Below are 22,234 nucleotides of genomic sequence, written 5' to 3'. Positions count from 1 at the left end.
GTCGGTAGCCATTCCGCCGCCGGCGGGTGCCGCGCCGCCGCGGGAGGATGCCGTGCCGCCGCCGGCGGGTGCCGTGCCGCTGCCGGTAGGTGCGACGCCGCTGCCATTAGGCGTCATCCCGGTGCCGCGAAGTGCGAGATCGTTCCCGCCCGGTGCCGCGCCACCGGTCGGTGTCGAGGGGCCCTCGATGGCCGCCGCCCGGCTGGCAGCCCACGCGGCCCCGCTACCGGCCGCCCCACCACTGGTCGGCCGGCCCGCCCCGCCAGTGCTCAGCCCTGCCCCATCGCCGCTCCGGCCCGCCCCGCCAGTGTTCCGGCCCGCCCCGCCGCTGCTGCTCCGGGCCGCGCCGCCTCGGGGTCTGCGGGAGGGAGCGGCCAGCCGGGGAGCGCCGGCTGCGGTGGCCGGGCGGCGGCGCAGCCCCAGCACCGCGCCGATCTGGGCGCCGACGATGCTCGCCACGGCCAGTACGGCGGAGACCGCCAGCGGGCGGTTCACCCGATCGACGTCACCGGCCCGGGCCGCGCCGACCGTCATCGCGGGCGGCTGGCCCGTCGACTGCGTACCGCTGGGTGGTGCCGGGGTCACCCGCGGGGGTGCGGCCTGCTCGGGTGCTGGCCGGGGCGCGGGCGGCTTCGGCGCCGTGGGCCGGTCGACGAGCCGGCCGGTGGCGTGCTGCCGGGCCCCCTGGTCGGTGGCCTCGGTGGGCAGTCGGAGTAGTTGGCCGGGGCGGATCCGGTCCGGGTCGTCGAGCTTGTTGAGCTTGGCGAGCTGCCGGTAGTCGCCGAACTCGTCCAGGTACCGCTCGGCCACCTCCCCGAGGTAGTCGCCCCGCGCCACCCGGTACACCGGTGCGGCCTCGTCGGTCGCCGCCGGGCCGCCGGGTGCGGCGAGCCCTGCCCCGGCCAGGCCGAGCAGCCCGCCCTGGGCCACCGGCGCGGCAGTGTCCGGTGTCGTCGCGGCGCGGGTCGGCGCGGCCAGCGTGGTGACGGCCGGTGCGCCCGGATTCGCGTACGCCGGAGCTCCATAGACCGCCGCGGCGCTGGCGGCGGCCGGGCTCGCCACCAGGATCAGCGCCACCGAGCCGACCAGCGCGGCGGCGGCCTTCTGCTGGCGGCCCATTCCGGGCAGCTTCGGCGCCGGCCGGCGCAGGGTCTGCGCGCCCAGCTCGACGAGGACGGAGAAGGCGAACGTGGCCCAGCCGAACCAACCCGCAACGGCCAACGCCCGCAGGAAGAGCTGGCCGTCGTCCCGGCTGGTCAGCGCGGTTCCCACCTCCCCGAGGGTGGGCAGGTGATCGGGCAGGGGGTTACCGGCGAAGGCGAGCAACGCGATCGGCGCGCCGACCAGCAGCACCAGGAGCACGGCCAGTGCGCCGATGCCGGTGAGGATTCGTCCGGTCCGCCGTACCACGGACCCACCCGATACGGGCATGGCTGCCTTCCTTCCTACGGTGCTGCGGTGATGGCACGTGCGGTCGCCTCGCCGGTGACGGTGACCGTCTTGTCCTGGACGAACGGTCCGAGCATCGAGCGGTGGTAGGTGATGGAGACGGTCACCCGGATCAGGATCTCCCCGTCGACCTCGGGAAAGCTCACGGTGTGGCCGGCGGCCTTCGCGGCAGCCAGGTAGTCGGCGACCGCCACGCGTGCCTGCGGCTGGTCGATCCGTTTCGGGCCGCCCTCGATGGCGGTGGCCCGGTCGATGGCCTGACCGCCGGCCCGAGCCGCCTCGGCGGCCAGGTTCTGAGCCCGTTGCAGGGTGCGGAGCTGACCGGCGCCGTCGAAGGAGAGACCGATGATGGCCAGTACGCCGATCATCGTCACCGCGAGAAAGATGCTCACCCGGCCGTGCTCACCGGCCCGCGCGGGCCCGGCGGCCGACGTGGTGGCCGTCATCGCCGACTCCGGTAACGGTCGAGCGGGGAGGTGAACTGCCCGGTGATCAGCCGTTCACTCGTCATCCCAGGCAGGATGTCGAGGGTGATGTCCCGGAAGGACACCCGGCAGCTGATCGTCACCGTCACCGTGGCGTCCGTACCGACCGAGCTGCTGAAGGCGTCGTCGAACCCGGAGTCCTTGCCGGCGATCGAGCCGGTGAACGTCGGCTCCAGGTCGTTGGCGCAGGCCAGGCCGTGCCAGTCCAGCTGTTTCCGGGCGGCCTCCAACGCCGCCGTTTTGGCGGTGGCGGAACTGCGGGAGATCGAGGCCGCCCGGGCGGCGTCGTGCGCGGCCGCGTCGAGCGCCTCCGCCGCCACCGCGCTGCGCCCGACCACGCCGGCCAGCACCATCAGCGCGATGAACGCGGGCGCCAGCACCGCCACCTCGATGGAGACCGAGCCCCGCTCGGCGGCCCGGGTCATGGCGGGGTCACCCTCTCCACCGTGCCGTGGGCGGTCTGCTGTATCGCGAAGTCCACGCCGGGCACCACGGACAGCGAGCGGCCGCTCACCGTGCAGGTCACCTCGGTCGGGCTGGTCACGCAGGTCGGGCCGGCCTTGTCCCAGCCCACCAGCCAGCCACCGGCGGCTCGCAGGAAGCGGGAGGCGCTCTCCACCCCGGCGCCGTCGGGCGCCTCATAGGTCCGCTGCGCGTTGACGCCACTCTGCGCCGCGTTCAACGCGGTGGAGCGGGCCAGGAAGACGGCCGCGACCTGGATCGAGGCGAAGAGCAGCACCAGGATCAGCGGCATCATCACGGCAAGCTCCACCGGGTTGGCCCCCCGCTCACGGTCGTCGGCCGCGAGAGGGTGCCGGGCGGCGGTGACCGCCCGGCTCCACCTCGACGACATTGCTCGACTCACGCCGGCTACTTCGGGGGCGAGTAGCCCGGGATCTTGGTCATCCAGTCGTTGGCCTTGGTCAGCGCCAACGCGGTGACAGCCATGGCGACGGCGACCAGGCCGGCGATGATCACCGCGGTGGGCACCGGGCTGTCGCCCCGCTCACCGTCGCGGCGCAACTCGGCCAGGCGCGTCGTCAGCACGACGTGCAGATAGCTGAGGATGGACATCGCGTTCTCCTTCAAGGGGGTGGGGTCAGACACGGGTGATGAACGGATAGAGGACGAACCCGAGCAGCACGAAGACGAGCAGCGCGCCCGGGATGTCGAGCTTGCTGGTCACCCCCTCGGCGCGGGTGAGGTTGTCGGTGCGGATCTGGTCGCGCAGCGAGTCGGCCCGACTGCGCAGCGTCTCGTGCACCTGCGCGCCCTCGCTGCCGGACGAGCGCATGATCGCGCCGACGTCCCCCAACTCCGGAATGCCGACCTTGTCGGCGAGGTCGCGGAGTTCGTCCCAGGGCGCGTGCATCTGCATCTGGGCGATCCGCAGCGACTCCTGCAGCCGGTCGAACACCCAGCCGTCACAGACCGCCGCCGCCCGCTCCAGCGACTGCACCGGCCCGTGCGCCGCCGAGAGCTGCAACGCCACCAGGTCGAGGTAGGTGCAGACGGCCTGGCGGAACTCGTCACGGGCGGCATCCGCCTTGGTCAGCACCGCCCGGTGCGCCAGCAGACCGCCCAGCAGCGCCAGGCCCAGGCTGCCGAGCACCGGCACCACCAGCGGGAACGAGACGCCGAGCGCCCACAGCGTCACCCCGAGCAGCGTCGGCGTGGCCAGCCCGATCAGCGTGGAGAGCAGCACCGACAGCGCGTACTGCTCGGGCGTCTGACCAATCAGGGCCAGCTGCCGCTGCGGCGGTCGCAACCAGCGGGACAACCCGGTCAGCGAGTCGAGCCGCCGGGACGCGGGCGTGGCGACCCGGCCGGTGCCCGGTGGCTGGTGTAGCCGGCGCAGCGCCGGCCCGAGCGCCGGTGTCGCCGGCACCAGCTCCCGGACCACCAGGAAAACACCCAGACCGATCCCGGCGCCACCGCAGACCGCGACGGCCAACTGCCAGTTCAGGACCACGGGAGCCGCCTTTCGTTCGCGACCGCCGGGCTCCGCTGCGCCCTCACGCGATCACCTCGGCCGGGTCGGGCGCCGGCAGGAACCGGGCCGGACGTCGCGGCTGGCTCATCGACCGCACCCAGGCCAGCAGGCCGATGAACGCGGCACCGAGGGCGGCCATCACCAGCTGACCCACCGGCGTGCCGTACGGCTTGATGTACTCGATGTTGATCAGCCCGTACGCCAGGGTCGCCAGGGTCATTCCGGTGAGGAAGCGGACCGCGAACCGGGGCTGCGTGCGCTTTGCCTCGATCTCCCGACGGGTCGCCACCTCGGCGGACGCCGCGCCGGCGATCGAACCGAGCACGTCACCCAGCCGCTCACCCCGGTCCGACAGGTGCAGGATCAGCGCCGCCACCACCTGGTCGCAGACCGGGTCGGCGATCTCGTCGGCGAACGCCAGCAGCGCGGAACGGGCCAGCCAGCCGGCCTGTAGACGGGCGGCGAGCAGCCGTACCTCGTCCTCGATGCCGGGTGGCACGCTGCCGATCGTGCCGATGATCGACTGCTGGAGACCCTGCCCGGTGCCGGAGACGTCCTTGAGTCGGCGGGTCCACTCGCCGACCGCCTCGATCCGGGCGATCGCCCGCTGTTCGGCCTTGCCCACCCCGAACAGCCACGGGGTGCCGGGCACCGCCACCGCCACCAGCAGGCCCACCACCGGCAGACCGGTCAACAGGAACGCCAGCGCGCCGGCGGCCACCGCGGCGACCAGCAGCGCCTGGTAGGCCCGCTGCTCGGCCGGAGTGCTGCCCGGCCCCCGCCACAGTCGGCTCAGCCCCGGGCCGCCGCCCGGGGTCGGCCCGGGCGGCCGGCGGGTGCCGACCAGCGCGACCACGACCAGCAGCAACCCGGCCACACAGGCGGCCCCGGAGATCACCGCGATCAGTTCCAGGCTGCCGAGCATCAGGTCACCGCCGGGCCAGTCGGGTCTGCCGGGGCCGCCGCCACGCGCCGGCACCGGCCTCGACCCACCGGGTCAGCAGCCGCGCGTCGTAACCCACCCGCAGCAACTGGTCACGGACCCGCTCCGGCAGGTGCCGGGGGACCGCACGACCGTCCGGGCCGGGCCCGAAGACCGTGGTGGTGGTGATCCGACCGGCTTCGCCGGCCCCGATCACCTCCTCCACATGAGAGACGAACCGGTGTTTGCGCCCACCGATCGCGGTCTCGTCCTCGACGGTGACGTAGACGATCAGGTCGAGCGCGTTGCCGGCCATCCGGCGGGCCTGGTCGACTGTCATCTCCCGGCCGTGCGCCAACGCCAGCTCGACGATCCGTTCACCCACACCCGCCGCGGTACGGGCGTGGATGGTGCACATCGACCCCCGGCTGGTGGTCATCGCCTGGAGCATCGGCACGATCTCCCGGGACCGCACCTCACCCACGATGATCCGCAGGACGCCCATCCGCAGCGACAGCGGGATCAGGTCGGCGATGGTCACCTCACCGGCCGGGCGGCCGTCGAAGCCGCGTTCGCCGTGGCCCTCCCGGGCCTCGAAGCTCATCACCGCCCGGTGCCGTTCCCGGCGGCGGGCCGGGAGCAGCTCCCGACTCTCCTCCAGCAGCACGTACGGCTCGTCGGGTGGGATCTCGTTCATCAGCGCCCTGATGACAGTGGTCTTTCCGGCACCGGCCAACCCGGCGACCATGATGTTCAGACCGGCGCGCATGGCCGCGCGGAGAAAGTCGCGCAGCAGCGGGTCGATCATCTCGTCCAGGTCGTTGCGGGCGCCCGCGATGTCGTCGAGGCTCACGTCCAGGGTGTTGTGCTTGCGGATCACCGCGTACGGGCGGTGGCTGACCAGGAACACCGCTGCCAACCGGCTGCCGTCGGGCAGTTGCAGGTCGAGGGTCGGCTTCACTGTGGACAGGGAGCGCTCGGTCGCGCCCGCCCGCCGGGCCGCCGCCTGGAGGATCTCCACCAGTTCGGCGTCGCTGTCGGCGATCGGCTCGGCCCAGTCCACCCCACCGCCGTGCCGGGTGATGCGTACCTGGTCGCAGCCGAGGATGTGCACCTCCTCGATGGTGTCGTCGACAAGCAGGGTCTGTAGCCGGCCGAGCCCGACCAACTCGGCGGTCACCTGGTCGAGCAGCAGACGTTCCTCGCTGGCGGCCATCGGCGTACCGGCCCGGCGCACCGAGTCCGCGTACGCGGCGACGACGGTGACAGCGAGGCGGGCCCGCTCGGTGTCCTCCTCGTCGACGGTGAACTCCCGGCCGCGCTGCCAGAGGGTGAGCCGTTCGGTGAGTTCCCGGCGCAGCTCCCGGACCACCTGGAAGTCCATTCGCGGCCGGGGCGGCGGCTCCGGCGGCGCGGTGACCGCGGGCATCGGCTGCGGCACGGACTGGTGGTGCCGGCCGTTCGGCACGGCCAGTGGCGGCGCGGTCGAGGTCACGCCGGGTGGCTGCTGGCGCGGATCGGTGGAGACCGGCTCAAACCGCATCCGGCACCCCCTGCTGCACGGGCCACGCCAGGCGGGCCCGTCGCCGCTCCAGGAGCGCCCCGATCGGGACCTCCAGCGCGGCCGCCGCGCGCATCAGCGGCCGACCGGCGCGCACGGTCCCGCCCAGGGCGAGCACCCGGGCGGTACGCGGATCGTGCGGCAGCCGTGCGATCACCGGCAGCTTCAGCGCCCGGCTGATCTCGGCCCGCCCGTGACCGTCGCCGACCAGCAGCAGCCGCAGGGTGCCGGGGGCCACCCGGTGCTCGGCGAAGTCCCGTTCGATGGTGGTGACCACCGCGCGGGTGCCGGAGAGGTCCGGCAGGTGCGCCCGGGTCACCAACAGCACCACCGACGCGGCCCGCAACACCGGCCACGGCGGCCCGGTCACGTGCAACCGGCCACAGTCGACAAGCACGTCGTAGCCGGGTGTGCCGCGGTCGAGGGCGTCGAAGTAGTCGGCGAAGCGCTGCCAGAGCGGGGTGACGCTGCCGCTCTGGGCGGGGTCGACGAGGCCGGGCAGCAGCAGCCGTTCCCGGTGGGGCGCGTCCAGGTCGACCAGCTGCGACCAGAACCCGGTCTCCAGGTTGCCGTCGCGCAGCTCCCCGACGGCCAGCTCGCCGATGCCGCGTGGGCCGTCCAGTTGGCCGCCGAGGTAGCCGGCGAGGATCGAGCCGCCGGCCGGGTCACATTCGGCGACCACCAGCCGTCGGTGCCAGGCCAGCGCGCAGGCCAGCGCCGAGGTGGTGACGCCGGGTGAGCCCTTCGCGGACACCAGCGCGATGATCGCCATGCTCAGGCCGCCTCGGTCAGCACGACGGCGAGCCGTTCCTGTGCGGCGAGCGCCACCACGGCGGGCACGTCACGGGTGAGTAGCGCCAGGTACAGGACCTTGTCGTCGTTGCCGGGGCTGACCATGTCGATGACGGTGGCCGGGAACCGGGTGCCGGCGGCGGCGGGCGGGTCTCCGTTGGTGCTGGTGTCCGGGGTGCTGACCAGCAGGACCTTGTCGCCGGGGTGCAGTTCACGGGCCGGCACCTGGGCGGTCTTCAGACCCAGCGCGATCTGCTGCTGGCCGGGGCCGAGCAGCGGGTCGTCGGTGACCTGTCCCAGGGTGAGCAGCGTGCCCGGAAGCAGCGCGACAGCTGCCCGTTTGCCAACCACCTCGTCGAGCCGTCCGGCGGGCACCGGGCGCAGCCCCTGCCCGCCGGCGACCTGCACGGTGACCAGGTCCGCGGCGCTGATCTCGCGGCCCACCTCCACCGGGCGGGCCACCGCCAGATAGCTGCCGGTGGCCCGGACCGAGGTGACCGCGAACGCCGCGCCCAGCCCGCCCAGGGCGATCAGGAGGACGGCGAGACCGAGCAGCCCGGGGCGGACCCGCCGCTGGCGGACCACAGTGGGCGGGTTGACGGGCGCGTCCACGGATCCGGTCCCGTTGCGGGTCGCGAGGCTCATCGGGTCACCACCTGGAGTTCGTTGATCTGGATCGGCACCGTGCCGCTGTTTCGGGTCACCGGGATCACTCCGCTCTCGCCGCCGCCGCTCCAGGTCACCGTCCAGTACGTGGTGGCGGTGACCTGGTAGGTGTCGGCCTTCTGGTAGCCCTTGTCGTAGCCGCAGTCCGGGGAGGTGCCGCCGGCCCGGTCACCCTTCGGGTCGTACGGGGTGCCGGGGCCGTCGCAGGAGACCTGCTCCTGGTTGCCCATGTCCCAGACGATCTCGCGGACCTTCGCCTCGATGGAGACGGTCACGTCCCGGTCGGACGCGGACGCGGTCAGCGGCCCGAAGTAGCTGGTGCTCGGTGCCGCCCACATCCACACGGGCAGGCCGACGAGTCCGGGGCCGATGCTCTTGCGGGGCGCGACCCTGAGCGGCGCCGGGAGCAGCTTGATCGACGCCAGGGCGCGGCGGGCCAGCTCCTCCGGGTTCGGCGGTGCGCCGAAGCCGGCCGGCGGGTCGGCCAGCGTCACCACGTCCTGGGCACCGAGGTCGCCGCCGTTGCAGGTCTGCAGGTACCACTGCTCGCCCTCGGGTGGCTCGGTCGGCCCCTCGGTCAGCTTGTAGTAGCACCCGTCGCCGTTGTTGAACCAGCCCAGGTCCTCGTCGTAGCAGGGAATGGTCCGCCCGTTCCACTGGCAGACACCGCCCCCGCCGCCACCGCCGTCTCCACCCCCACCGTCGTCTCCGCCGCCGGGACCGCCCGGGTTGCCGGGTTCGTCGTCCCAGACGCTGCAGTCGGGCTGATCGGGCGGGCAACCGGCCCCCGGGTCGGCCCGTCGAGCGGCGGTGGCCGGCAGTGTGGCACCGAGCACCAGCAGGAGTGCGAGGCCGATCCCGGCGAGTGCCCGCCGGGTTGTCCCGGACCGGGTCAGCACGGCTGGTCCCGGTGCGTCGCGCCATAGTTGATCAACCAGCGGCCGTCCGGGTACCGGGTTGCGGTGGCGGTGGAGAGGTGCCGGCCGCCGCCGCTGCCCGGCACGGGACGTTTGTCCTTGGCGTAGACCAGCCGGTAGCCGGTCGTGTCGAGACAGTCCTGAATCTCCACGGTGGCCGGCTTCGCGTCCAGGCTGACGGCTGTCACGGTCGGGTCGGACTTCACCGTTCCGGTACGCATGGCGCCGTGCTCCTTAGCCTCGCGAATGGACACCCGAACCCGAGTCAGAAGTGGATCAGCGAGAAACCGGGACAGTTCCGGCGCGCGCGGATCACTGCGTTGGCCCGCCTTACGGGAGGCCGTGAGATAACCGGAGTACGCGTCAAGCGCCGCCTTTTCCGCAGCGTGCCGATCGACGTCGGGATTGGTCCGGTGCCCGTCGTCGCGTACCGGGGTCGGCCGTTCGACCGTTCCCCGTCCGCTGGCGCAGGCGGTGGCCGGTATCGCCGCCACGATCGCCAGCAGGCAGATTGCCGCTCGTCTGAGCTGCCGTCCGCGCACCGTCGAGCCTCCTCGTGGTCGCCCGGGGCGGTGGCTGTTCACCGCCGCCGGGCATGCGGAAGCGCGCCCGGATCAGCACATCCGGAGCCGTTCATTGCGCTTCGGCATTCACCGTTACGGATCTTTTGCGTATTCAGGTTCCTGTGTCGTCCGATGGCGAAGGTGAGGCTTGCGTCACACCCAAGGGGCGAGCATAGGCTGACGCTCGCCAATGCAACAGAGGCAATTCAAGTGAACACTCTGCGTGATGACAGGTGGTGGTGGCGGGTGTTCGCACCGCGCCCGGAGCGAAGGCCGAGCGAAAGGTCGTTATTGATGGGACGTCGCTGGGTCGAACGGGCTCATCGGAGTCTCGCCACGGGTCGCGGGAGTGGGACATCGTGGCGTCATCCCGGCATTCGAACGGGGTCGCCGGCCGATCAGCAGGCCGCCCCGCCCGACGCCGAAGCGGTCGAAAGCACCCCCGCCGGCTCAGGTCGGCAGGTCGCTTTCCGCGCCATCCGTCACACCACAGCGATACCTCGATCACGATCCGTGTTCACCGTGGCGAGGTCGCGGCTGGCCGTGCTCGCGATCCTCGCGGTCAGTCCGCTGATGCGGTTGGCCGCGCTGCGCTACGCCGTACCCCCGGGTCTGCCCAGCCGGACCGGCTGCGACGCCTGCGGCGCGCCGGTCGGCCTGACCCGCCCCTGGCCGGCGCTGGGCCCGGCGGCCCGGTGCGGGCACTGCCGCGCCCGCGTCGGCCCACCGCCGGGCACCGTCGAGGTGGCCGTGCTCGCGGCGGTGCTGCTGCTGGCGGTCGGCGGCCCGTCGGACGGGGCGCTACCGGCGTTGATCTGGTGGCTCGGCTGGACGATCCCGGCGATCCTCGTCGACCTGGCCGTGCACCGGCTGCCGGATCGGCTCACCCTTCCCGCCGCGGCCGGGACCTGGCTGTTGCTCGGCGTGGCCGCGCTCGACGCCGACCCGGGGCACTGGCTGCGGGCCGTCACCGGCGGCACCGGGCTGGCGCTCTTCTTCGCCAGCACCGCCGTGCTGCTCGGCCGCCGCGGCTTCGGGCTGGGCGACGCCAAGCTGGCGCTCAGCGTCGGGGCGTTGCTCGGCTGGTACGGCTGGCCGGTGCTGTTGTTCGGGATGCTGCTCACCTTCGGGCTCTCCGCAGTGGTGAGTCTGGGCCTGCTGGCCACCCGCCGAGCCAAGTGGAGCAGTCACCTGCCGTTCGGCCCGTTCCTGCTGCTCGGCACGGTGGGTGCCGTCCTGCTGGCGGCCTGACCCGGCGGGCGGCGACCGGCCGGGTCGCCGGTCACTGTCGCGAGCGGCCGGCCAGTTTGGGGACCGGGCTGTCCTGACGGTCGGCCCGACGGCGCAGCACCTCGCCGATCGGGCGGGCCAGCAACGGGGTGATCACCACGGCGACCAGGGCGCCGAACAGCACCCCCGCGATCACGTCGTGCGGGTAGTGCACGCCCACGAAGACCCGGGAGAAGGCGGCGAGCGCGGCCAGGGGCAACGCGACCAGGCCGAGGCGGCGGGAGAGCAGCAACGTGGTGACCGCCAGCGCGCCGGCGATGGTGGCGTGGTTGCTGGGGAACGACCAGTCGCCCGGGGGCGGGCAGGCGCTCGCGATGATCTCCCGGCCGATGGTCCGGCAGGGGCGCTCCTCGTCCACCACGGTCTTGAGGAACTCGCTGCCCACGTACGCCAGGATGGCCGGCAGCGGCGCGACCAGGGCGAGTGCCCGGTCGTGCGAGCCGCCGGAGCGGCGGCTCAGCGCGGCCATCAGCAGCAGCGCGCCGAGCAGCAGGATCACCCCCTCGGTGGCGTGTCCGACGAACCACTGCACCGGCTCTGGGCTGCCGGCCGCGGCGTCGACGACGTCGCGGTACCACTCGGCGCTGATCTCCGGAACGTCAACGCTGCCGTTGTCGACCATGCATCACCTCACTTCACGTTCATACCTCGTTCACCTGGGGGACACCCTAGGAACGCGGCAGCGGGCACTGCCGCTGTCGAAGGTCGAGTGGCTTTGGCGACCTTCGTCCAGGATTCGTCCAGCTGGCTCTGGTTGGCTGGTGCAGGACATCGGCCGACAGGAGACTTCGTGCAAACCGGTTCGACCACCGATCAACCGCAGTCCACCGCCGGCTTGGCCGACGACGAGACCTGGCGGATCCGGCGCACGGCGGCCGACCAGGACCGGCTCGGCGAGACCGAGTCGATCTTCGCGTTGAGCAACGGGTGGATCGGCTGGCGCGGGGTGCTCGACGAGGGTGCCCCGTGCGGGATGCCGGGCAGTTACGTGAACGGCTTGCACGAGCGGCGCGAACTGAGCTACCCCGAGGAGGGGTACGCGTTCCCGTCGGCCAGCGACACCGTCATCAGCGCACCAAACGCCGCGCTGATCCGGCTCTGGGTCGACGACGAGCCACTCGATCTCCGGACCGGGACGCTGCGCCGCCACGAACGGGTGCTCGACCTGCGCACCGGCGTGCTGACTCGGGAGACCGAGTGGATCTCACTCGCAGGTCGGGGCGTGCGCCTGCGCAGCACCCGGTTGGTGTCCCTGCCGCGTCGCCCGGTGGCCGCCGTCCGGTACGACGTCGAGCCGTTGGACACCGCCGTCGAGCTGCGCGTCTGCTCGGACCTGCTGGCAAACGAGAAGGTGCCGGAGCGCTCGGACGACCCTCGGGCCGCCTCGGTGCCCACCGACCCGTTGACCGCCGAGACGTACCAGGCGACCGGCCTCGACGGCGTGCTGGTGCACCGCACCGAGCGCAGCGGCCAACGCGTCGCGGTCGCCGTCAGCCACCTGCTGGACGGGCCGGACACGGTGACCACCACCGGCGACTGCACCCCGGACCGGGTACGGCTGACCGTCACGGGTCGTCTGCACCCGGGGGAGCGGTTGCGGCTGACGAAGTTCGCCGCCTACGAGTGGGCGGCGGTCGACGAGACGCCCGCCGACGAGTTGGCCGCCCTGGTCACCGCCGAGGCGGACGCCGCCCGCGCGGACGGCTTCGACGCCCTGCTCACCGACCAGCGCGCCGCCCTGGACGCGGCCTGGCAGGTCGCCGACGTGCGGCTCGACGGCGATCCGGAGCTTCAGCAGGCCGTTCGGTTCGCGATGTTCCACCTGATCCAGGCCGGTCGCCCGGACTGCGACCGGACCATCTCGGCCAAGGGGTTGACCGGCAACGGCTACGACGGTCACGTCCTCTGGGACACCGAAAGTTACGTCCTGCCGGTGCTCACCTACCTGGCCCCGGCGGTGGCCCGGTCGGCGCTGACCTGGCGGCGCGCCCACCTCCCCGAGGCGCGGGAGCGGGCCGCCGAGCTGCGGTTGGCCGGCGCGACCTTCCCGTGGCGCACCATCGGCGGCCGGGAGTGCTCCGGCTACTGGCCGGCGGGCACCGCCGGGCTGCACGTCAACGCCGACGTCGCCGACGCGGTGCTGCGCTACGTGGCGGCCACCGACGACCAGCGGTTCCTGGCCGAGGCGGGGCTGGAACTGCTGGTGGAGACCGCCCGGCTCTGGCACGGCTTCGGCCACTGGTCGGGCGACGGCGGCTTCCACCTGCACGGCGTGACCGGCCCGGACGAGTACGCCGCGCTCGTCGACGACAACGTCTTCACCAACCTGATGGCCAGGCGCAACCTGCGCGGCGCGGCGGACGCCGCCGAGCGGCATCCGGAGGTGGCCGGCCGGCTCGGCGTGGACCGCGACGAGGTGGCCGGCTGGCGGGCCGCCGCCGATGCGATGGCCATCCCGTACGACAGCGAGCGCGAGGTGCACCAGCAGGCCGCCGGCTTCACCGAGCAACCCGAGTGGGACTTCGCGAACACCGGCGACGACGACTACCCGCTGCTGCTGCACTTCCCGTACCTGGAGCTGTACCGCAAGCAGGTGGTCAAGCAGGCCGACCTGGTGCTGGCCATGCAGCTTCGCCCCGGTGAGTTCACCGCCGACGAGAAGGCGCGCAACCTGGCGTACTACCAGGCCCGCACGGTCCGCGACTCGTCGCTGTCGGCCGCCCCGCAGGCGGTGCTGGCCGCCGAGGTCGGGCACCTGGACCTGGCGTACGACCTGTTCGCCGAGTCGGTGCTGCAGGACCTGGCCGACCTGGGGGACAAGACCGCCGACGGGCTGCACCTGGCCTCGCTGGCCGGCGCGTGGCTGGCACTGGTGCAGGGCTTCGGTGGGTTGCGCGACGACCGCGAGGTGCTCTCCTTCGACCCCCGCCTGCCGCGCCGGATCGACCGGCTGGCGTTCAGCCTGCGCTGGCGCGGCCACCGGCTGCGGGTCACGTTGACTCCGACGGAGGCCCGCTACGAGCTGCCCGACGCCACCGGCGACGCCGAGATCGAGCTGTGGCACCACGGCGAGTCGCTGCGGGTCACCGGTGCCGAGCCGGTCACCCGGCCGATGCCGCCGGTGCCGGACCCGGGCCCGGAGCCGCCCTCCCCGCCCGGCCGCCGCCCCACGCGCCGCTCGGCCGACTGAACCGCCTCGCTGGTGTTGTCGCGCAATGGTCTCGGGTCCGTTGCTCGGCTCAGATCGGTGCGGGACCACCTGCCATCCGCTCGCGGACGGCCTCCAGGTCCTCGAAGGCGTACGCCCAGTTGTGGCACTTGAAGCTGCGCAGACCGTCGATCGCGGTGTGACAGTCGGAGCAGCGCACCCCGGCGATGGCGTCCGGGATCTCGGTGTTGACGTACTTGCGTTCGCCGAGGATGACCGTGGCGATCATGGTCTTGTCGTGCAGGCCGGAGAGGGCCGACGAGACGATGTCGTACCAGGTGATCCGCCGGCGGCACTTCGGGCAGTCGGGTTCGTCGCCGCTGACCCAGAGCGGGGCGCCGATGCTGCGTGCCGGCATGCCGAGCAGCTTCTCCAGCCGCCGGACGTCCGACTCGGGGGTGGTCCAACGGTGTCGGCCGGGCAGTGACGCGGGTGAGTCGTACACGGCGCGGAACAGGTCGTTGTCGACCTGCACGGTTTCGCGCTGAGCGGTCATCGGCTTCCCTCCTCGTTGAGTCGGTGCCCCCACCGTGGTCAGCGGTGACCATGGGCGCAGCCGGATCAACGACACGAGGGGTCAGCGGGTCGTCGCTACGCGGCTGACCGCTTTCGGCTCCGGTGCGCGGCCTCGGGTGGTACGACGGACGCAGGGGCCGTGCGCCAGCGGGAGGAGCGCCGATGGCGAGCAGACCCGAGCGGCTGCTGCGGGGCGGCGACTCGCCGCTGAGCGCCTCGTTCCTGGAGCTGTTCTTCGATCTGGCGTTCGTGCTGGTCCTCAGCCAGTTGGCCGCCCACCTGCTGCACGACCTCACAGTGGTCGGCGCGCTGCACACCGCCCTGCTGTTGACCGGAGTCTGGTGGATCTGGGTGCCCACCACCTGGTTCGCCGACTGGTACGACCCGCAGAGCCCGGCGGTGCGGTGGCTGCTGGTGGGCGCCGCGCTGGGCACCCTGCTGGCCGGGGTGGCGATCCCGCAGGCGTTGGACGGGCGGGGGCTGCTCTTCGCCGCCGCGTACGTCTCGGTGCACATTGCCCGTGGGGTGGTGACCGCTGTCGGGTTGCGCGGTCATCCGCGGCAGATTCGAACGCTGCGGATCCTGTGCTGGTTCAGCGTCTCGGCCGTACCGTGGCTCGCCGGTGGGTTGCTGCCGCAGTGGCGGGTGCCGTTGTGGCTGCTCGCCCTCGCTCTCGACCTCACCGGTCCGAGGCTCGGTTACCCCACACCCGGGATGGGCCGGACCACGCGGGAGGAGTTGCACCTGGCCGGTGAGCACTTCGCCGAGCGGTACCAGCAGATCATGATCATCGCGCTCGGCGAACTCGTCCTGGTCGCCGGCCTGTCGTACGCCGGCACCGATCTGCACTTCTCACAGACCGTCGCGTTTCTGCTGGTCTTCACCCTCGCCGTGCTGATCGGTCTGCTCTACGTCACGCCTGCCGGCCAGCGCCTCGGCCCGGCCATCGAGCGCGCCGATCCGGCCCGGCTCGGCGTGATCACCGGTTACCTGCACCTGGTGATGATCGCCGGGCTGGTGGTCACCGCCGTCGGCGCCGAACTGAGCATCGTCCACCCCCTACGGACCGGTGACACGACCGCTGTCGTGGTCATTCTGAGCGGCCCGACGCTGTTCCTCGTCGGGCGGATCCTCTTCTCGGCGACGATCCACCGGCGGCTCTCCTGGCCCCGGGTCGCCGCCCTGTTCGTGTTGGCCGGCGCGGCGGCCGTGCTGCGGCTGCCGCTGGTGGCGGTCAGCGCGGTCGCCGTCACTGTGGTGCTGGTGGTGGTCGTTCTGGATCACGCCGGCATCCGGTCCTACCGCCACCGATCTGGTGCGTAGGCAATAAGCCTGACTAAGGTCAGGTGTATGGACTCGGCTCTCATCGCCGCCGTACGGCGGTTCAACCGGACGGTCACCCAACGGGTGGGTGCGCTCGACGACGAGTACATGGCCCAGGGCCGTCCCCTGGGGCAGGCTCGACTGCTCTGGGAGATCGGCCCCGCCGGTGCCGAGGTCGCCGCGCTACGCACCCGGCTCGGCCTGGACTCCGGACACCTCAGTCGGCTCCTGCGCACCCTGGAGAACGACGGTCTCATCACCGTCGGTCCGGTCGACCGGACCGGCGGCGACGGCCGGGTACGTGTCGCCACGCTCACCGACGCCGGCCGGACCCAGTGGGCCGACCTCGATCAGCGCTCGGACGATCTCGCCGCCTCGATCCTCGAACCGCTCACCGAACACCGCCGGGAACGACTCGTCACCGCCATGGCCGAGGTGGAACGGCTGCTCGTCGGGTCGATGGTCGTCATCGAGCCGTGCCCGCCGGGCGACCCGCGGGCCCGTGCCTGCCTCCGGGCCTACGTCCGGGACATCGCCCGACGACTCGACGACGGGTTCGACCCCGCATTGAGCAAGCCGCTGCACGACGATGCGCTCGCCCCGCCCAACGGTGTGCTCCTGCTCGCCACCCTCAACGGCGAACCGATCGGCTGCGGCGGGGTGAAACTGCACCGGGGCGAGGCCGCCGAGATCAAACGCGTGTGGGTGGCGGACACCGTACGCGGCCTCGGCGTCGGGCGGCGGCTGCTGGGGGAGCTGGAACGGTACGCCGCCGAGCATGGCGCGACCGCCGTCCGGCTGGACACCAACCGCAACCTCACCGAGGCGATCGCCCTGTACCGGGCGACCGGTTACCGGGAGATCGAGGCGTACAACACCGAGCACTACGCCCACCACTGGTTCGAGAAGCGGTTGGCCTAGACCCGATCGAGTGGTCAGGATCGATCGCCACCTGATGGCACGGCACCGAAAATGACCTTGAAGACCGCCGCCTCGCTGGGCAGGCTGGTGGGTGCCGGAGCGAACAACAGCCCCCGGCACCCACGCGAGGAGTCGTTAGTGCGCAAGCTTGTGTATTACATCGCCACCACCCTGGACGGCTTCATCGCCGGCCCCGACGGCGCCGACCCCACCGGCCCCGGCGGTTTCTGGCCCGTTCCGGAGGACTACCTGCGCCATCTCGTCGCCGAGTACCCGGAGACCCTGCCCGGCCCGGCCCGACAGGCGTTCGGCATCACCGACGAGGGCAGCCGGTTCGACACCGTGCTGGAAGGACGCCACTCCTACGAGGTGGGGCTGAAGGCCGGCGTCACCGACGCGTACCCCCACCTGCGCCACCTGGTGTTCTCCCGCACGCTGGGCAGCAGCCCGGATCCGGCCGTCGAGGTCGTCGACCAGGACCCGATCGCCACGGTACGAGAGCTCAAGCGACACGACGGCAAGGACGTCTGGGTGATCGGCGGTGGTGCCCTGGCCGGTGCCCTGTATCCCGAGATCGATCAGCTGATCGTCAAACTCGCCCCGCTGACCATCGGCGCCGGCATCCCGCTGTTCGGCCGGGACGCCGTCTTCGCCCCACGTACCTGGCGGCTGACCGACCACACCGTCCTGGGCAGTGGCGCTCTCTTCCTGACCTACACCCGCACCGAGGCCGCAGACGAGCCCGCATGAGCGGTGGATGCGGTCCTACCGTCCGGGGCCCCGGCCGTAGCCAGGTTCGCGGGTAGGCAGTCCGGTCTGGCCGCTGCTGCCGGTCGCCGACGGCACCAGCGGCCAGAACGGATCAGCCCTTCACCGCCCCCGCGGTGAGTCCCTCGGTCAGGAAGCGCTGCCCGAGGGCGTACATGATCACCACGGGGATGCTGACGAGCAGTGACGCCGCCGCGAGTTGTCCCTGTGGCACGACGTCTCCAGCGATCATCGACTGCATCCCCACCGGGAGCGTCTTGTACTCGTCCTTCGTGATGAACACGAAGGCGAAGAGGAACTCGTTCCAGGCGTTGGTCAGGGTGAAGAGCGCGACAGCCAGCAGCCCCGGCTTGGCCAGCGGCAGCACCACCCGTCCGAACGCCTGGACGCGGCTGCAACCGTCGACAAGTGCGGCCTCCTCCAGCTCGATGGGGATCGACGAGAAGTACCCCACCAGCAGCCAGGTGGCGAACGGCAGGGTGAAGGTCGGGTACGTCACCACCAGCGACCACAACGAGTCGGTGAGTCGAGCGCCGATGAGCATCTGGTACAGCGGGATGAACAGCAGCGCGCCCGGCATCACGTAGGTGAGCAGCACCGTGACGGTGAAGCTCTGCGCCCCGCGGAACCGCAGCCGGGCCAGCGCGTAACCGGCCAGGGCGGCGCAGACCAGTGCCACAGCGGTGGACGCCGCCGACACCAGCAGAGTGTTGAGGTACCAGCGGCCGAACGGCTGGTTGGCGAAGAGGGCGCTGAACTGTTCCAGCGTCCACGGCGTCGGCCACAGGTCGTCGGTACGCATGACGACCTGGCCCTCGGACTTGAAGGCCGTGACGGCGATCCAGTACAGCGGGCCGAGCACGAAGAAGAGCAGACCGGCCAGCGCGACCCAGGACCCGACGCCCGACACCGCCGCCGACGACCGGCGGCCACCTCGCGACTGGAGGGTCGAGACGACCCGGCCGACCACCGCCGCGACCAGCAGAATCACCCCGAGGACCACCGCCGCCTTCCAGAAGATCTCCGGCGATGCCCAGAGCAGCAGACCGGTGACCAGCGCCGTGATGACCCACGGCAGGGCCCTGCGGGCTGGACCGGTCCACCGATGGGTTCCGATCCATCGTGCGGCCCGGCGTCGGCGGGGCAGTTTGATGTTGCTGTCCTGACGCAACAACCGGACCAGGACGAACACCAGCCCGCCGATGATCGGCAGCATGACGAGCGTGACCGCCGCCCCAGCGCCGTACTGGAGCTGGAGGATCGCCTTGGAGTAGGCGATCAGCACGTACGGCGCTGTCACGTCGCCCGGGCCACCCTGGGTCAGCAACCAGATGAGGTCGAAGTTGTTGAACGTCCAGATCGACGACAGGGTCACCGTCACGGTGATCACGTGGCGCAGTCCGGGCAGCGTCACGTTGGCGAACCGCTGCCAGGCCGAGGCCCCGTCGATGGTCGCCGCCTCGTAGAGGTCCGCCGGGATGGCCTTCAACCCGGCGAGGAAGCACACGGTGAAGAACGGCACGCCCTTCCAGACGTTGACCAGGATCACCGACGGCATGGCCAGCGACGGGTCGGACAGCCAACCCGCTGGCCAGCTGTCGACCAGGTGCGCGCTGGCCAGCAGCGGCCCGATCCCGGTGGCGGTGAGCAGCGTGTTGACGCTGCCGAAGATCGGGTCGAGCAGCGCGCGCCAGCTGAACGCCGTCACCACCGTCGGCACCACCCACGGCACCAGGAGCAGGCCGGCCAGCAGGGCCCGGCCACGGCGGCGATGGTGCAGCAGCAGGGCTGCGGCCAATCCCAGCACGACCTTGAAAACCTCGGCGTACGCGGTGAAGACGAACGAGTTCACCACGCCGGTGTGGAACTGGTCGTCGCCGACGAGCGCGAGGTAGTTGTCCAGGCCGACGAAGACGCTGTCCTGCCCGTGCCGTTCGGTGGTGCTGGTGATGATCGACCGGGCGATCGGCACGAGAACGAGCCCGCCGACCAGCACGGCCATCGGCGCCAGGAACAGGGCCGCGAGTCGCCAGTCGCGACCCAGCCGCCGCTGGACGGCCGTGAGGGAGCCAGGCCCCGACGGCGGTGATTTCCTCGCCGCCGTCGGGACCCGTGCAGGACGGACCGAGCTCACTGCGGCAGCCCCTGCTGGTTGAAGATCTGCACCATCTTCGCGTGGGCGGCCGTCACGGCCTGCGCCGGCGACGTGCCCTGCACGACCTGCTGCATCATGTCGGTCAGGACGTAGGCCGATCCGACCGCCTGCTGGCCCGCGCTGGCCTTCTGCGGGAAGGCCAGGCCGTTCTTCGTGTTCAGCGGCAGCTTCAACTCAGTGATCTTGCGCAGCATGGGGAAGGCCGGGTCGCCGCTGGTGAAGAACGGGTCGGCGTCCCAGACCTTCGCCCAGGCGGGCATCACCAGGCCGGGTGCTTCCTTCGCCACCCCGAGCAGCGCGGGCGCGCTGACCAGGTACTGCGCCAGGAGCTTGGCGAGCGCCGGGTTCTTGGCACCCTTGAAGACGACGAAGCCCTGCGACTGGCCGAGCAGCAGCGGATTGTCGGTCGCCGGGCCGATGCAGTCGGAGAACACGTGGGTGTTCGCGTGCACCGGGTTCTTCTTGGTCCTGGAGTCGGCGTAGACGCTGAACTGGTTGCGGGTGTAACCGAGGATCCCGGCGAGCCAGTTCTCGTTGTTGCTGGTGTCGGTCCAACTGGCGATCCCCGGCGGCAGCATCGGCTTGTACTTGGGGTTGGTGTAGATGTCGCCGAGGAAGGTCACCGCCTGCACCGTCTCGGGGGAGTTGAAGGTGACCTTCCGGCCGTCGTTGGCGGCGATCGACCCGCCGTAGGCGTTGATCAGCGCCTCGATCATGCCGTTGCCGTCGCCGGAGCGGTTGACCGTCATGCCCCAGCCGAACCGGCGTTTGGTCGGATCGGAGATCTCCAGGCACAGATCCCGCAGCTCCTCCCAGCTGTAGATGTCCTTCGGGGTGATGCCCTTGTCCTGCATCCAGTCCTTGCGCAGGAACGACCCGATCCCGATGAAGTGGTACGGGATCGCGAACCACTTGCCGTCGAAGACGCAGAAGTTCTTGGCCTCGGCGCAGGGCTCGCCGTACTTGGCGGTCAACGCCGTGACGACGTCCGTCACGTCCTCCAGGTCGCCCAGCGCCTGGAACTGCGCGACGAACCGCGAGTCGGTCATGAACGCCAGGTCACGGGCCACCCCGCCCTTGACCTCGGCGTCGATCTTGGCGACCACGTCACCGGCGTCAGCCTGGACGAGACTGTTCTCGATCTTCGTCCCGGTGGTGTCGGCGAACTTCTTGATCGAGCTGTCGAGCGCTTCGTTCGCCGCCGTCGAGTACAGCTTCTGCGACAGCATCCCCATCGAGGAACCCTTCATCGACGCCGCAGCGTCGATCAGTTCCTGCGGAACGTCCGGCTGCACCTTGCTGGGGGACTCGGAGGTGCCCCCGCACGCGGCCAGACCGGCCGCGCCGAGCACCCCCACCCCCATCCCCAGAAAGCCACGCCGGGACCACGCCAGGTTGTCGTTCATGGAATTCGCCTCCTCTGTCTCCCCGCACCACCGCACGCCGAAGGCGTGCCTGTGCTCCAGGTGTGCCTATGACGGCGACCACGGACGCGTCGCCCGCATCGATCAGTGCGCTCGCGTACCCGTTGTCGAAGTTGGTGGGGTTGCGGCGGCGGGTGTTGCCCCGCCGCCGCTCACCGTCGGGAGTCCGCTGACGCACGCGTCGTCGTGGCATCCGAGCGAGCCACGCGAGAGACTCCGCGCGCCGCTCGTCGGGTAGCGCGACGAGGTTGAGGCGATCGGCGACCGGGCCGAGAAAGCTGCGCTGACGTTGCAGTTCGGTCGGGCCACGAGACCACCACCGTTCGAGATTTCGAACTGAGTTCGAGATACCGGATCGAGTGGTCGCGACGCTAGAGCAGCGCCAAGACAGCTGTCAATGTTTCGATGTGATTTCGAACCGAAAACGGGAGGCCGACTACCGCGACTGCGCCCGGTAGCCCATGCGCGCCGACAGCGCGGCCGCGCCCTCACGAACCAGCCCCGTCCACTCCACGTGCGCCTGCGGCGTCCAGCGGATGATCGGCGCGGACAGGCTCATCGCGGCGATGGTGGCACCGGAATGGTCCCGGATCGCCGCGGCGACGCAGCGCATGGCGCTGTCAGACTCACCGATGTCGACAGCGACACTCTCCGCCCGGACCCGATCGAGGTGCTCGCGGAGCCGGTCCGGGTCGGTGATGCTCTCCGGCGTCATGCCCGGCAGCTCGCCCTTCGTCAGGACAGCGTCCAGGCTCTCCTCATCGAGGCTCGACAGCAGCACCTTGCCGACCGCCGTGCAGTGCGCCGGCAACCGGCGCCCCACCCCGGAAACCATCCGGACAGGGTGCGTGCTGTCGAACTTCACGAGATAAACGACATCGGGGCCGTCGAGCACCGCCACGTGAACCGCCTCGTGGCAGGCGGCAGCCACGTCCCGCACCACGCACTGCGCCTCCCGAACCAGATCAAGCCGACCCGCGAACGCCGCGCCGAGCTGAAACAGCGGCATGCCGAGCCGATACTGCACCGGCTGACCCGGTACGGAGATCAGGTACGAACGAGCCTCAAGCGTCACGAGCAGCTCGTGGACGGTGGTGCGGGGCAGGTCGAGCCGCTCCATCACCTGACGCGCCGACAGTTGCGGGCAGTCCAGGAACAGCTCGAGGACGTTGAGTGCGCGGTTGACCGCCGGTACCACACGGGGCATGTCGATAGTCCCTTCGCAGTGCCGAGCCCGTGTCAACGATCTCCACACGGGCCGGCACCTGAAGAGGATATCGA

21 protein-coding genes and 2 pseudogenes are annotated in these 22,234 nt (G+C 71.4%); 6 read left to right on the top strand and 17 right to left on the bottom strand.

Translation table 11 applies throughout. The features are described from left to right. Nucleotides 1–363: 363 nt before the first annotated feature. The 12 genes and pseudogenes from AB0C03_RS14900 to AB0C03_RS14845 form a co-directional block, all read right to left on the bottom strand. Nucleotides 364–1,431, bottom strand: a pseudogene (locus tag AB0C03_RS14900) (LysM peptidoglycan-binding domain-containing protein); the annotation flags it as partial. Between the two features lie 14 nt (nt 1,432–1,445). Continuing rightward, nucleotides 1,446–1,895: a pilus assembly protein TadG-related protein gene (locus AB0C03_RS14895; protein WP_210859475.1), complete on the bottom strand. Its 450-nt coding sequence runs from the start codon at nt 1,893–1,895 to the stop codon at nt 1,446–1,448. Further along, the gene (locus AB0C03_RS14890) at nt 1,892–2,359 is read right to left on the bottom strand and encodes a TadE/TadG family type IV pilus assembly protein (protein WP_030332270.1); all 468 of its coding nucleotides are present in this window, start codon (nt 2,357–2,359) and stop codon (nt 1,892–1,894) included. The genes AB0C03_RS14895 and AB0C03_RS14890 overlap by 4 nt, the downstream gene beginning before the upstream one ends. Beyond that, nucleotides 2,356–2,787 (bottom strand): TadE/TadG family type IV pilus assembly protein, encoded by a 432-nt coding sequence (locus tag AB0C03_RS14885; protein WP_030332271.1) that lies wholly within the window; start codon nt 2,785–2,787, stop codon nt 2,356–2,358. Before AB0C03_RS14885 ends, AB0C03_RS14890 begins: the two co-directional genes overlap by 4 nt. Before the next feature lie 17 nt (nt 2,788–2,804). Continuing rightward, the gene (locus AB0C03_RS14880; RefSeq protein ID WP_030332273.1) at nt 2,805–3,008 is read right to left on the bottom strand and encodes a hypothetical protein; all 204 of its coding nucleotides are present in this window, start codon (nt 3,006–3,008) and stop codon (nt 2,805–2,807) included. Between the two features lie 25 nt (nt 3,009–3,033). Next, entirely contained in the window at nt 3,034–3,906 is an 873-nt protein-coding gene (locus AB0C03_RS14875; protein ID WP_357637115.1) for a type II secretion system F family protein, read from the bottom strand. A gap of 43 nt (nt 3,907–3,949) precedes the next feature. Beyond that, nucleotides 3,950–4,896, bottom strand: a pseudogene (locus tag AB0C03_RS14870) (type II secretion system F family protein). Further along, a complete protein-coding gene (locus tag AB0C03_RS14865) occupies nt 4,857–6,392 on the bottom strand; it encodes a TadA family conjugal transfer-associated ATPase (protein WP_357637110.1) in 1,536 nt (511 codons plus the stop codon). The pseudogene AB0C03_RS14870 and the gene AB0C03_RS14865 overlap by 40 nt, the downstream one beginning before the upstream one ends. Then, complete coding sequence (locus AB0C03_RS14860) at nt 6,382–7,182, bottom strand: CpaE/TadZ family protein (RefSeq protein WP_030332279.1); 801 nt, start codon at nt 7,180–7,182, stop codon at nt 6,382–6,384. The genes AB0C03_RS14865 and AB0C03_RS14860 overlap by 11 nt, the downstream gene beginning before the upstream one ends. A 2-nt stretch (nt 7,183–7,184) precedes the next feature. Continuing rightward, entirely contained in the window at nt 7,185–7,847 is a 663-nt protein-coding gene (locus AB0C03_RS14855) for an SAF domain-containing protein (protein ID WP_030332281.1), read from the bottom strand. Then, nucleotides 7,844–8,767 carry a hypothetical protein gene (locus AB0C03_RS14850; RefSeq protein ID WP_030332288.1) on the bottom strand — a complete coding sequence of 308 codons (924 nt, stop codon included), beginning with the start codon at nt 8,765–8,767 and terminating at the stop codon, nt 7,844–7,846. Before AB0C03_RS14850 ends, AB0C03_RS14855 begins: the two co-directional genes overlap by 4 nt. Continuing rightward, the gene (locus AB0C03_RS14845; protein WP_357637105.1) at nt 8,761–9,327 is read right to left on the bottom strand and encodes a hypothetical protein; all 567 of its coding nucleotides are present in this window, start codon (nt 9,325–9,327) and stop codon (nt 8,761–8,763) included. Before AB0C03_RS14845 ends, AB0C03_RS14850 begins: the two co-directional genes overlap by 7 nt. A gap of 594 nt (nt 9,328–9,921) precedes the next feature. On the opposite strand from AB0C03_RS14845, the gene AB0C03_RS14840 reads away from it, so the two are divergent. Continuing rightward, nucleotides 9,922–10,599: a prepilin peptidase gene (locus tag AB0C03_RS14840; protein WP_357637413.1), complete on the top strand. Its 678-nt coding sequence runs from the start codon at nt 9,922–9,924 to the stop codon at nt 10,597–10,599. 31 nt (nt 10,600–10,630) lie between these two features. Here AB0C03_RS14840 and AB0C03_RS14835 read toward each other — a convergent pair whose 3' ends face one another. After that, nucleotides 10,631–11,260: a phosphatase PAP2 family protein gene (locus AB0C03_RS14835; protein ID WP_357637104.1), complete on the bottom strand. Its 630-nt coding sequence runs from the start codon at nt 11,258–11,260 to the stop codon at nt 10,631–10,633. A 168-nt stretch (nt 11,261–11,428) separates the two neighbouring features. Between AB0C03_RS14835 and AB0C03_RS14830 the strand changes: the two genes are divergently transcribed. Next, nucleotides 11,429–13,828 carry a glycoside hydrolase family 65 protein gene (locus AB0C03_RS14830; protein WP_357637100.1) on the top strand — a complete coding sequence of 800 codons (2,400 nt, stop codon included), beginning with the start codon at nt 11,429–11,431 and terminating at the stop codon, nt 13,826–13,828. 49 nt (nt 13,829–13,877) lie between these two features. Here the strand turns inward: AB0C03_RS14830 and AB0C03_RS14825 are convergent, their stop codons facing one another. Continuing rightward, on the bottom strand, nt 13,878–14,342 hold the full coding sequence (locus tag AB0C03_RS14825) for a DUF8243 domain-containing protein (RefSeq protein WP_357637097.1): 465 nt from the start codon (nt 14,340–14,342) through the stop codon (nt 13,878–13,880). Nucleotides 14,343–14,524: 182 nt separating this feature from the next. On the opposite strand from AB0C03_RS14825, the gene AB0C03_RS14820 reads away from it, so the two are divergent. The 3 genes from AB0C03_RS14820 (at nt 14,525) to AB0C03_RS14810 (ending at nt 17,356) form a co-directional block, all read left to right on the top strand. Next, nucleotides 14,525–15,685 (top strand): low temperature requirement protein A, encoded by a 1,161-nt coding sequence (locus AB0C03_RS14820; protein ID WP_051708475.1) that lies wholly within the window; start codon nt 14,525–14,527, stop codon nt 15,683–15,685. A 27-nt stretch (nt 15,686–15,712) separates the two neighbouring features. Further along, complete coding sequence (locus AB0C03_RS14815; RefSeq protein ID WP_030332300.1) at nt 15,713–16,606, top strand: helix-turn-helix domain-containing GNAT family N-acetyltransferase; 894 nt, start codon at nt 15,713–15,715, stop codon at nt 16,604–16,606. Between the two features lie 138 nt (nt 16,607–16,744). Next, complete coding sequence (locus tag AB0C03_RS14810; protein ID WP_030332302.1) at nt 16,745–17,356, top strand: dihydrofolate reductase family protein; 612 nt, start codon at nt 16,745–16,747, stop codon at nt 17,354–17,356. 112 nt (nt 17,357–17,468) lie between these two features. On the opposite strand, the gene AB0C03_RS14805 is transcribed toward AB0C03_RS14810, so the two are convergent. Together AB0C03_RS14805 and AB0C03_RS14800 are read right to left on the bottom strand one after the other, a co-directional pair. Further along, nucleotides 17,469–19,376 (bottom strand): ABC transporter permease, encoded by a 1,908-nt coding sequence (locus AB0C03_RS14805; protein WP_245233626.1) that lies wholly within the window; start codon nt 19,374–19,376, stop codon nt 17,469–17,471. Between the two features lie 128 nt (nt 19,377–19,504). After that, entirely contained in the window at nt 19,505–20,935 is a 1,431-nt protein-coding gene (locus tag AB0C03_RS14800) for an extracellular solute-binding protein (RefSeq protein WP_030332306.1), read from the bottom strand. Between the two features lie 68 nt (nt 20,936–21,003). Between AB0C03_RS14800 and AB0C03_RS14795 the strand changes: the two genes are divergently transcribed. Continuing rightward, entirely contained in the window at nt 21,004–21,126 is a 123-nt protein-coding gene (locus AB0C03_RS14795) for a hypothetical protein (protein WP_280940604.1), read from the top strand. 263 nt (nt 21,127–21,389) lie between these two features. On the opposite strand, the gene AB0C03_RS14790 is transcribed toward AB0C03_RS14795, so the two are convergent. Next, on the bottom strand, nt 21,390–22,160 hold the full coding sequence (locus tag AB0C03_RS14790; RefSeq protein ID WP_030332309.1) for an IclR family transcriptional regulator: 771 nt from the start codon (nt 22,158–22,160) through the stop codon (nt 21,390–21,392). Nucleotides 22,161–22,234: the final 74 nt, after the last annotated feature.

The organism is Micromonospora parva (genome assembly GCF_040649675.1).
Taxonomy (GTDB): Bacteria; Actinomycetota; Actinomycetes; order Mycobacteriales; family Micromonosporaceae; genus Micromonospora; species Micromonospora parva.
The sequence above is the reverse complement of the archived record's forward strand: the minus strand, read 5'-3'. Positions and strand labels throughout refer to the sequence as shown.

Excerpts from the sequence above, each read along its gene's own strand:
- AB0C03_RS14895 (WP_210859475.1), bottom strand. The coding sequence starts at position 1,895 with ATGACGGCCACCACGTCGGCCGCCGGGCCCGCGCGGGCCGGTGAGCAC.
- AB0C03_RS14890 (WP_030332270.1), bottom strand. The coding sequence starts at position 2,359 with ATGACCCGGGCCGCCGAGCGGGGCTCGGTCTCCATCGAGGTGGCGGTG.
- AB0C03_RS14885 (WP_030332271.1), bottom strand. The coding sequence starts at position 2,787 with ATGTCGTCGAGGTGGAGCCGGGCGGTCACCGCCGCCCGGCACCCTCTC.
- AB0C03_RS14880 (WP_030332273.1), bottom strand. The coding sequence starts at position 3,008 with ATGTCCATCCTCAGCTATCTGCACGTCGTGCTGACGACGCGCCTGGCC.
- AB0C03_RS14865 (WP_357637110.1), bottom strand. The coding sequence starts at position 6,392 with ATGCGGTTTGAGCCGGTCTCCACCGATCCGCGCCAGCAGCCACCCGGC.
- AB0C03_RS14860 (WP_030332279.1), bottom strand. The coding sequence starts at position 7,182 with ATGGCGATCATCGCGCTGGTGTCCGCGAAGGGCTCACCCGGCGTCACC.
- AB0C03_RS14855 (WP_030332281.1), bottom strand. The coding sequence starts at position 7,847 with ATGAGCCTCGCGACCCGCAACGGGACCGGATCCGTGGACGCGCCCGTC.
- AB0C03_RS14840 (WP_357637413.1), top strand. The coding sequence starts at position 9,922 with ATGCGGTTGGCCGCGCTGCGCTACGCCGTACCCCCGGGTCTGCCCAGC.
- AB0C03_RS14835 (WP_357637104.1), bottom strand. The coding sequence starts at position 11,260 with ATGGTCGACAACGGCAGCGTTGACGTTCCGGAGATCAGCGCCGAGTGG.
- AB0C03_RS14825 (WP_357637097.1), bottom strand. The coding sequence starts at position 14,342 with ATGACCGCTCAGCGCGAAACCGTGCAGGTCGACAACGACCTGTTCCGC.
- AB0C03_RS14820 (WP_051708475.1), top strand. The coding sequence starts at position 14,525 with ATGGCGAGCAGACCCGAGCGGCTGCTGCGGGGCGGCGACTCGCCGCTG.
- AB0C03_RS14815 (WP_030332300.1), top strand. The coding sequence starts at position 15,713 with ATGGACTCGGCTCTCATCGCCGCCGTACGGCGGTTCAACCGGACGGTC.
- AB0C03_RS14805 (WP_245233626.1), bottom strand. The coding sequence starts at position 19,376 with ATGGCCGTGCTGGTCGGCGGGCTCGTTCTCGTGCCGATCGCCCGGTCG.
- AB0C03_RS14800 (WP_030332306.1), bottom strand. The coding sequence starts at position 20,935 with ATGAACGACAACCTGGCGTGGTCCCGGCGTGGCTTTCTGGGGATGGGG.
- AB0C03_RS14795 (WP_280940604.1), top strand. The coding sequence starts at position 21,004 with ATGACGGCGACCACGGACGCGTCGCCCGCATCGATCAGTGCGCTCGCG.
- AB0C03_RS14790 (WP_030332309.1), bottom strand. The coding sequence starts at position 22,160 with ATGCCCCGTGTGGTACCGGCGGTCAACCGCGCACTCAACGTCCTCGAG.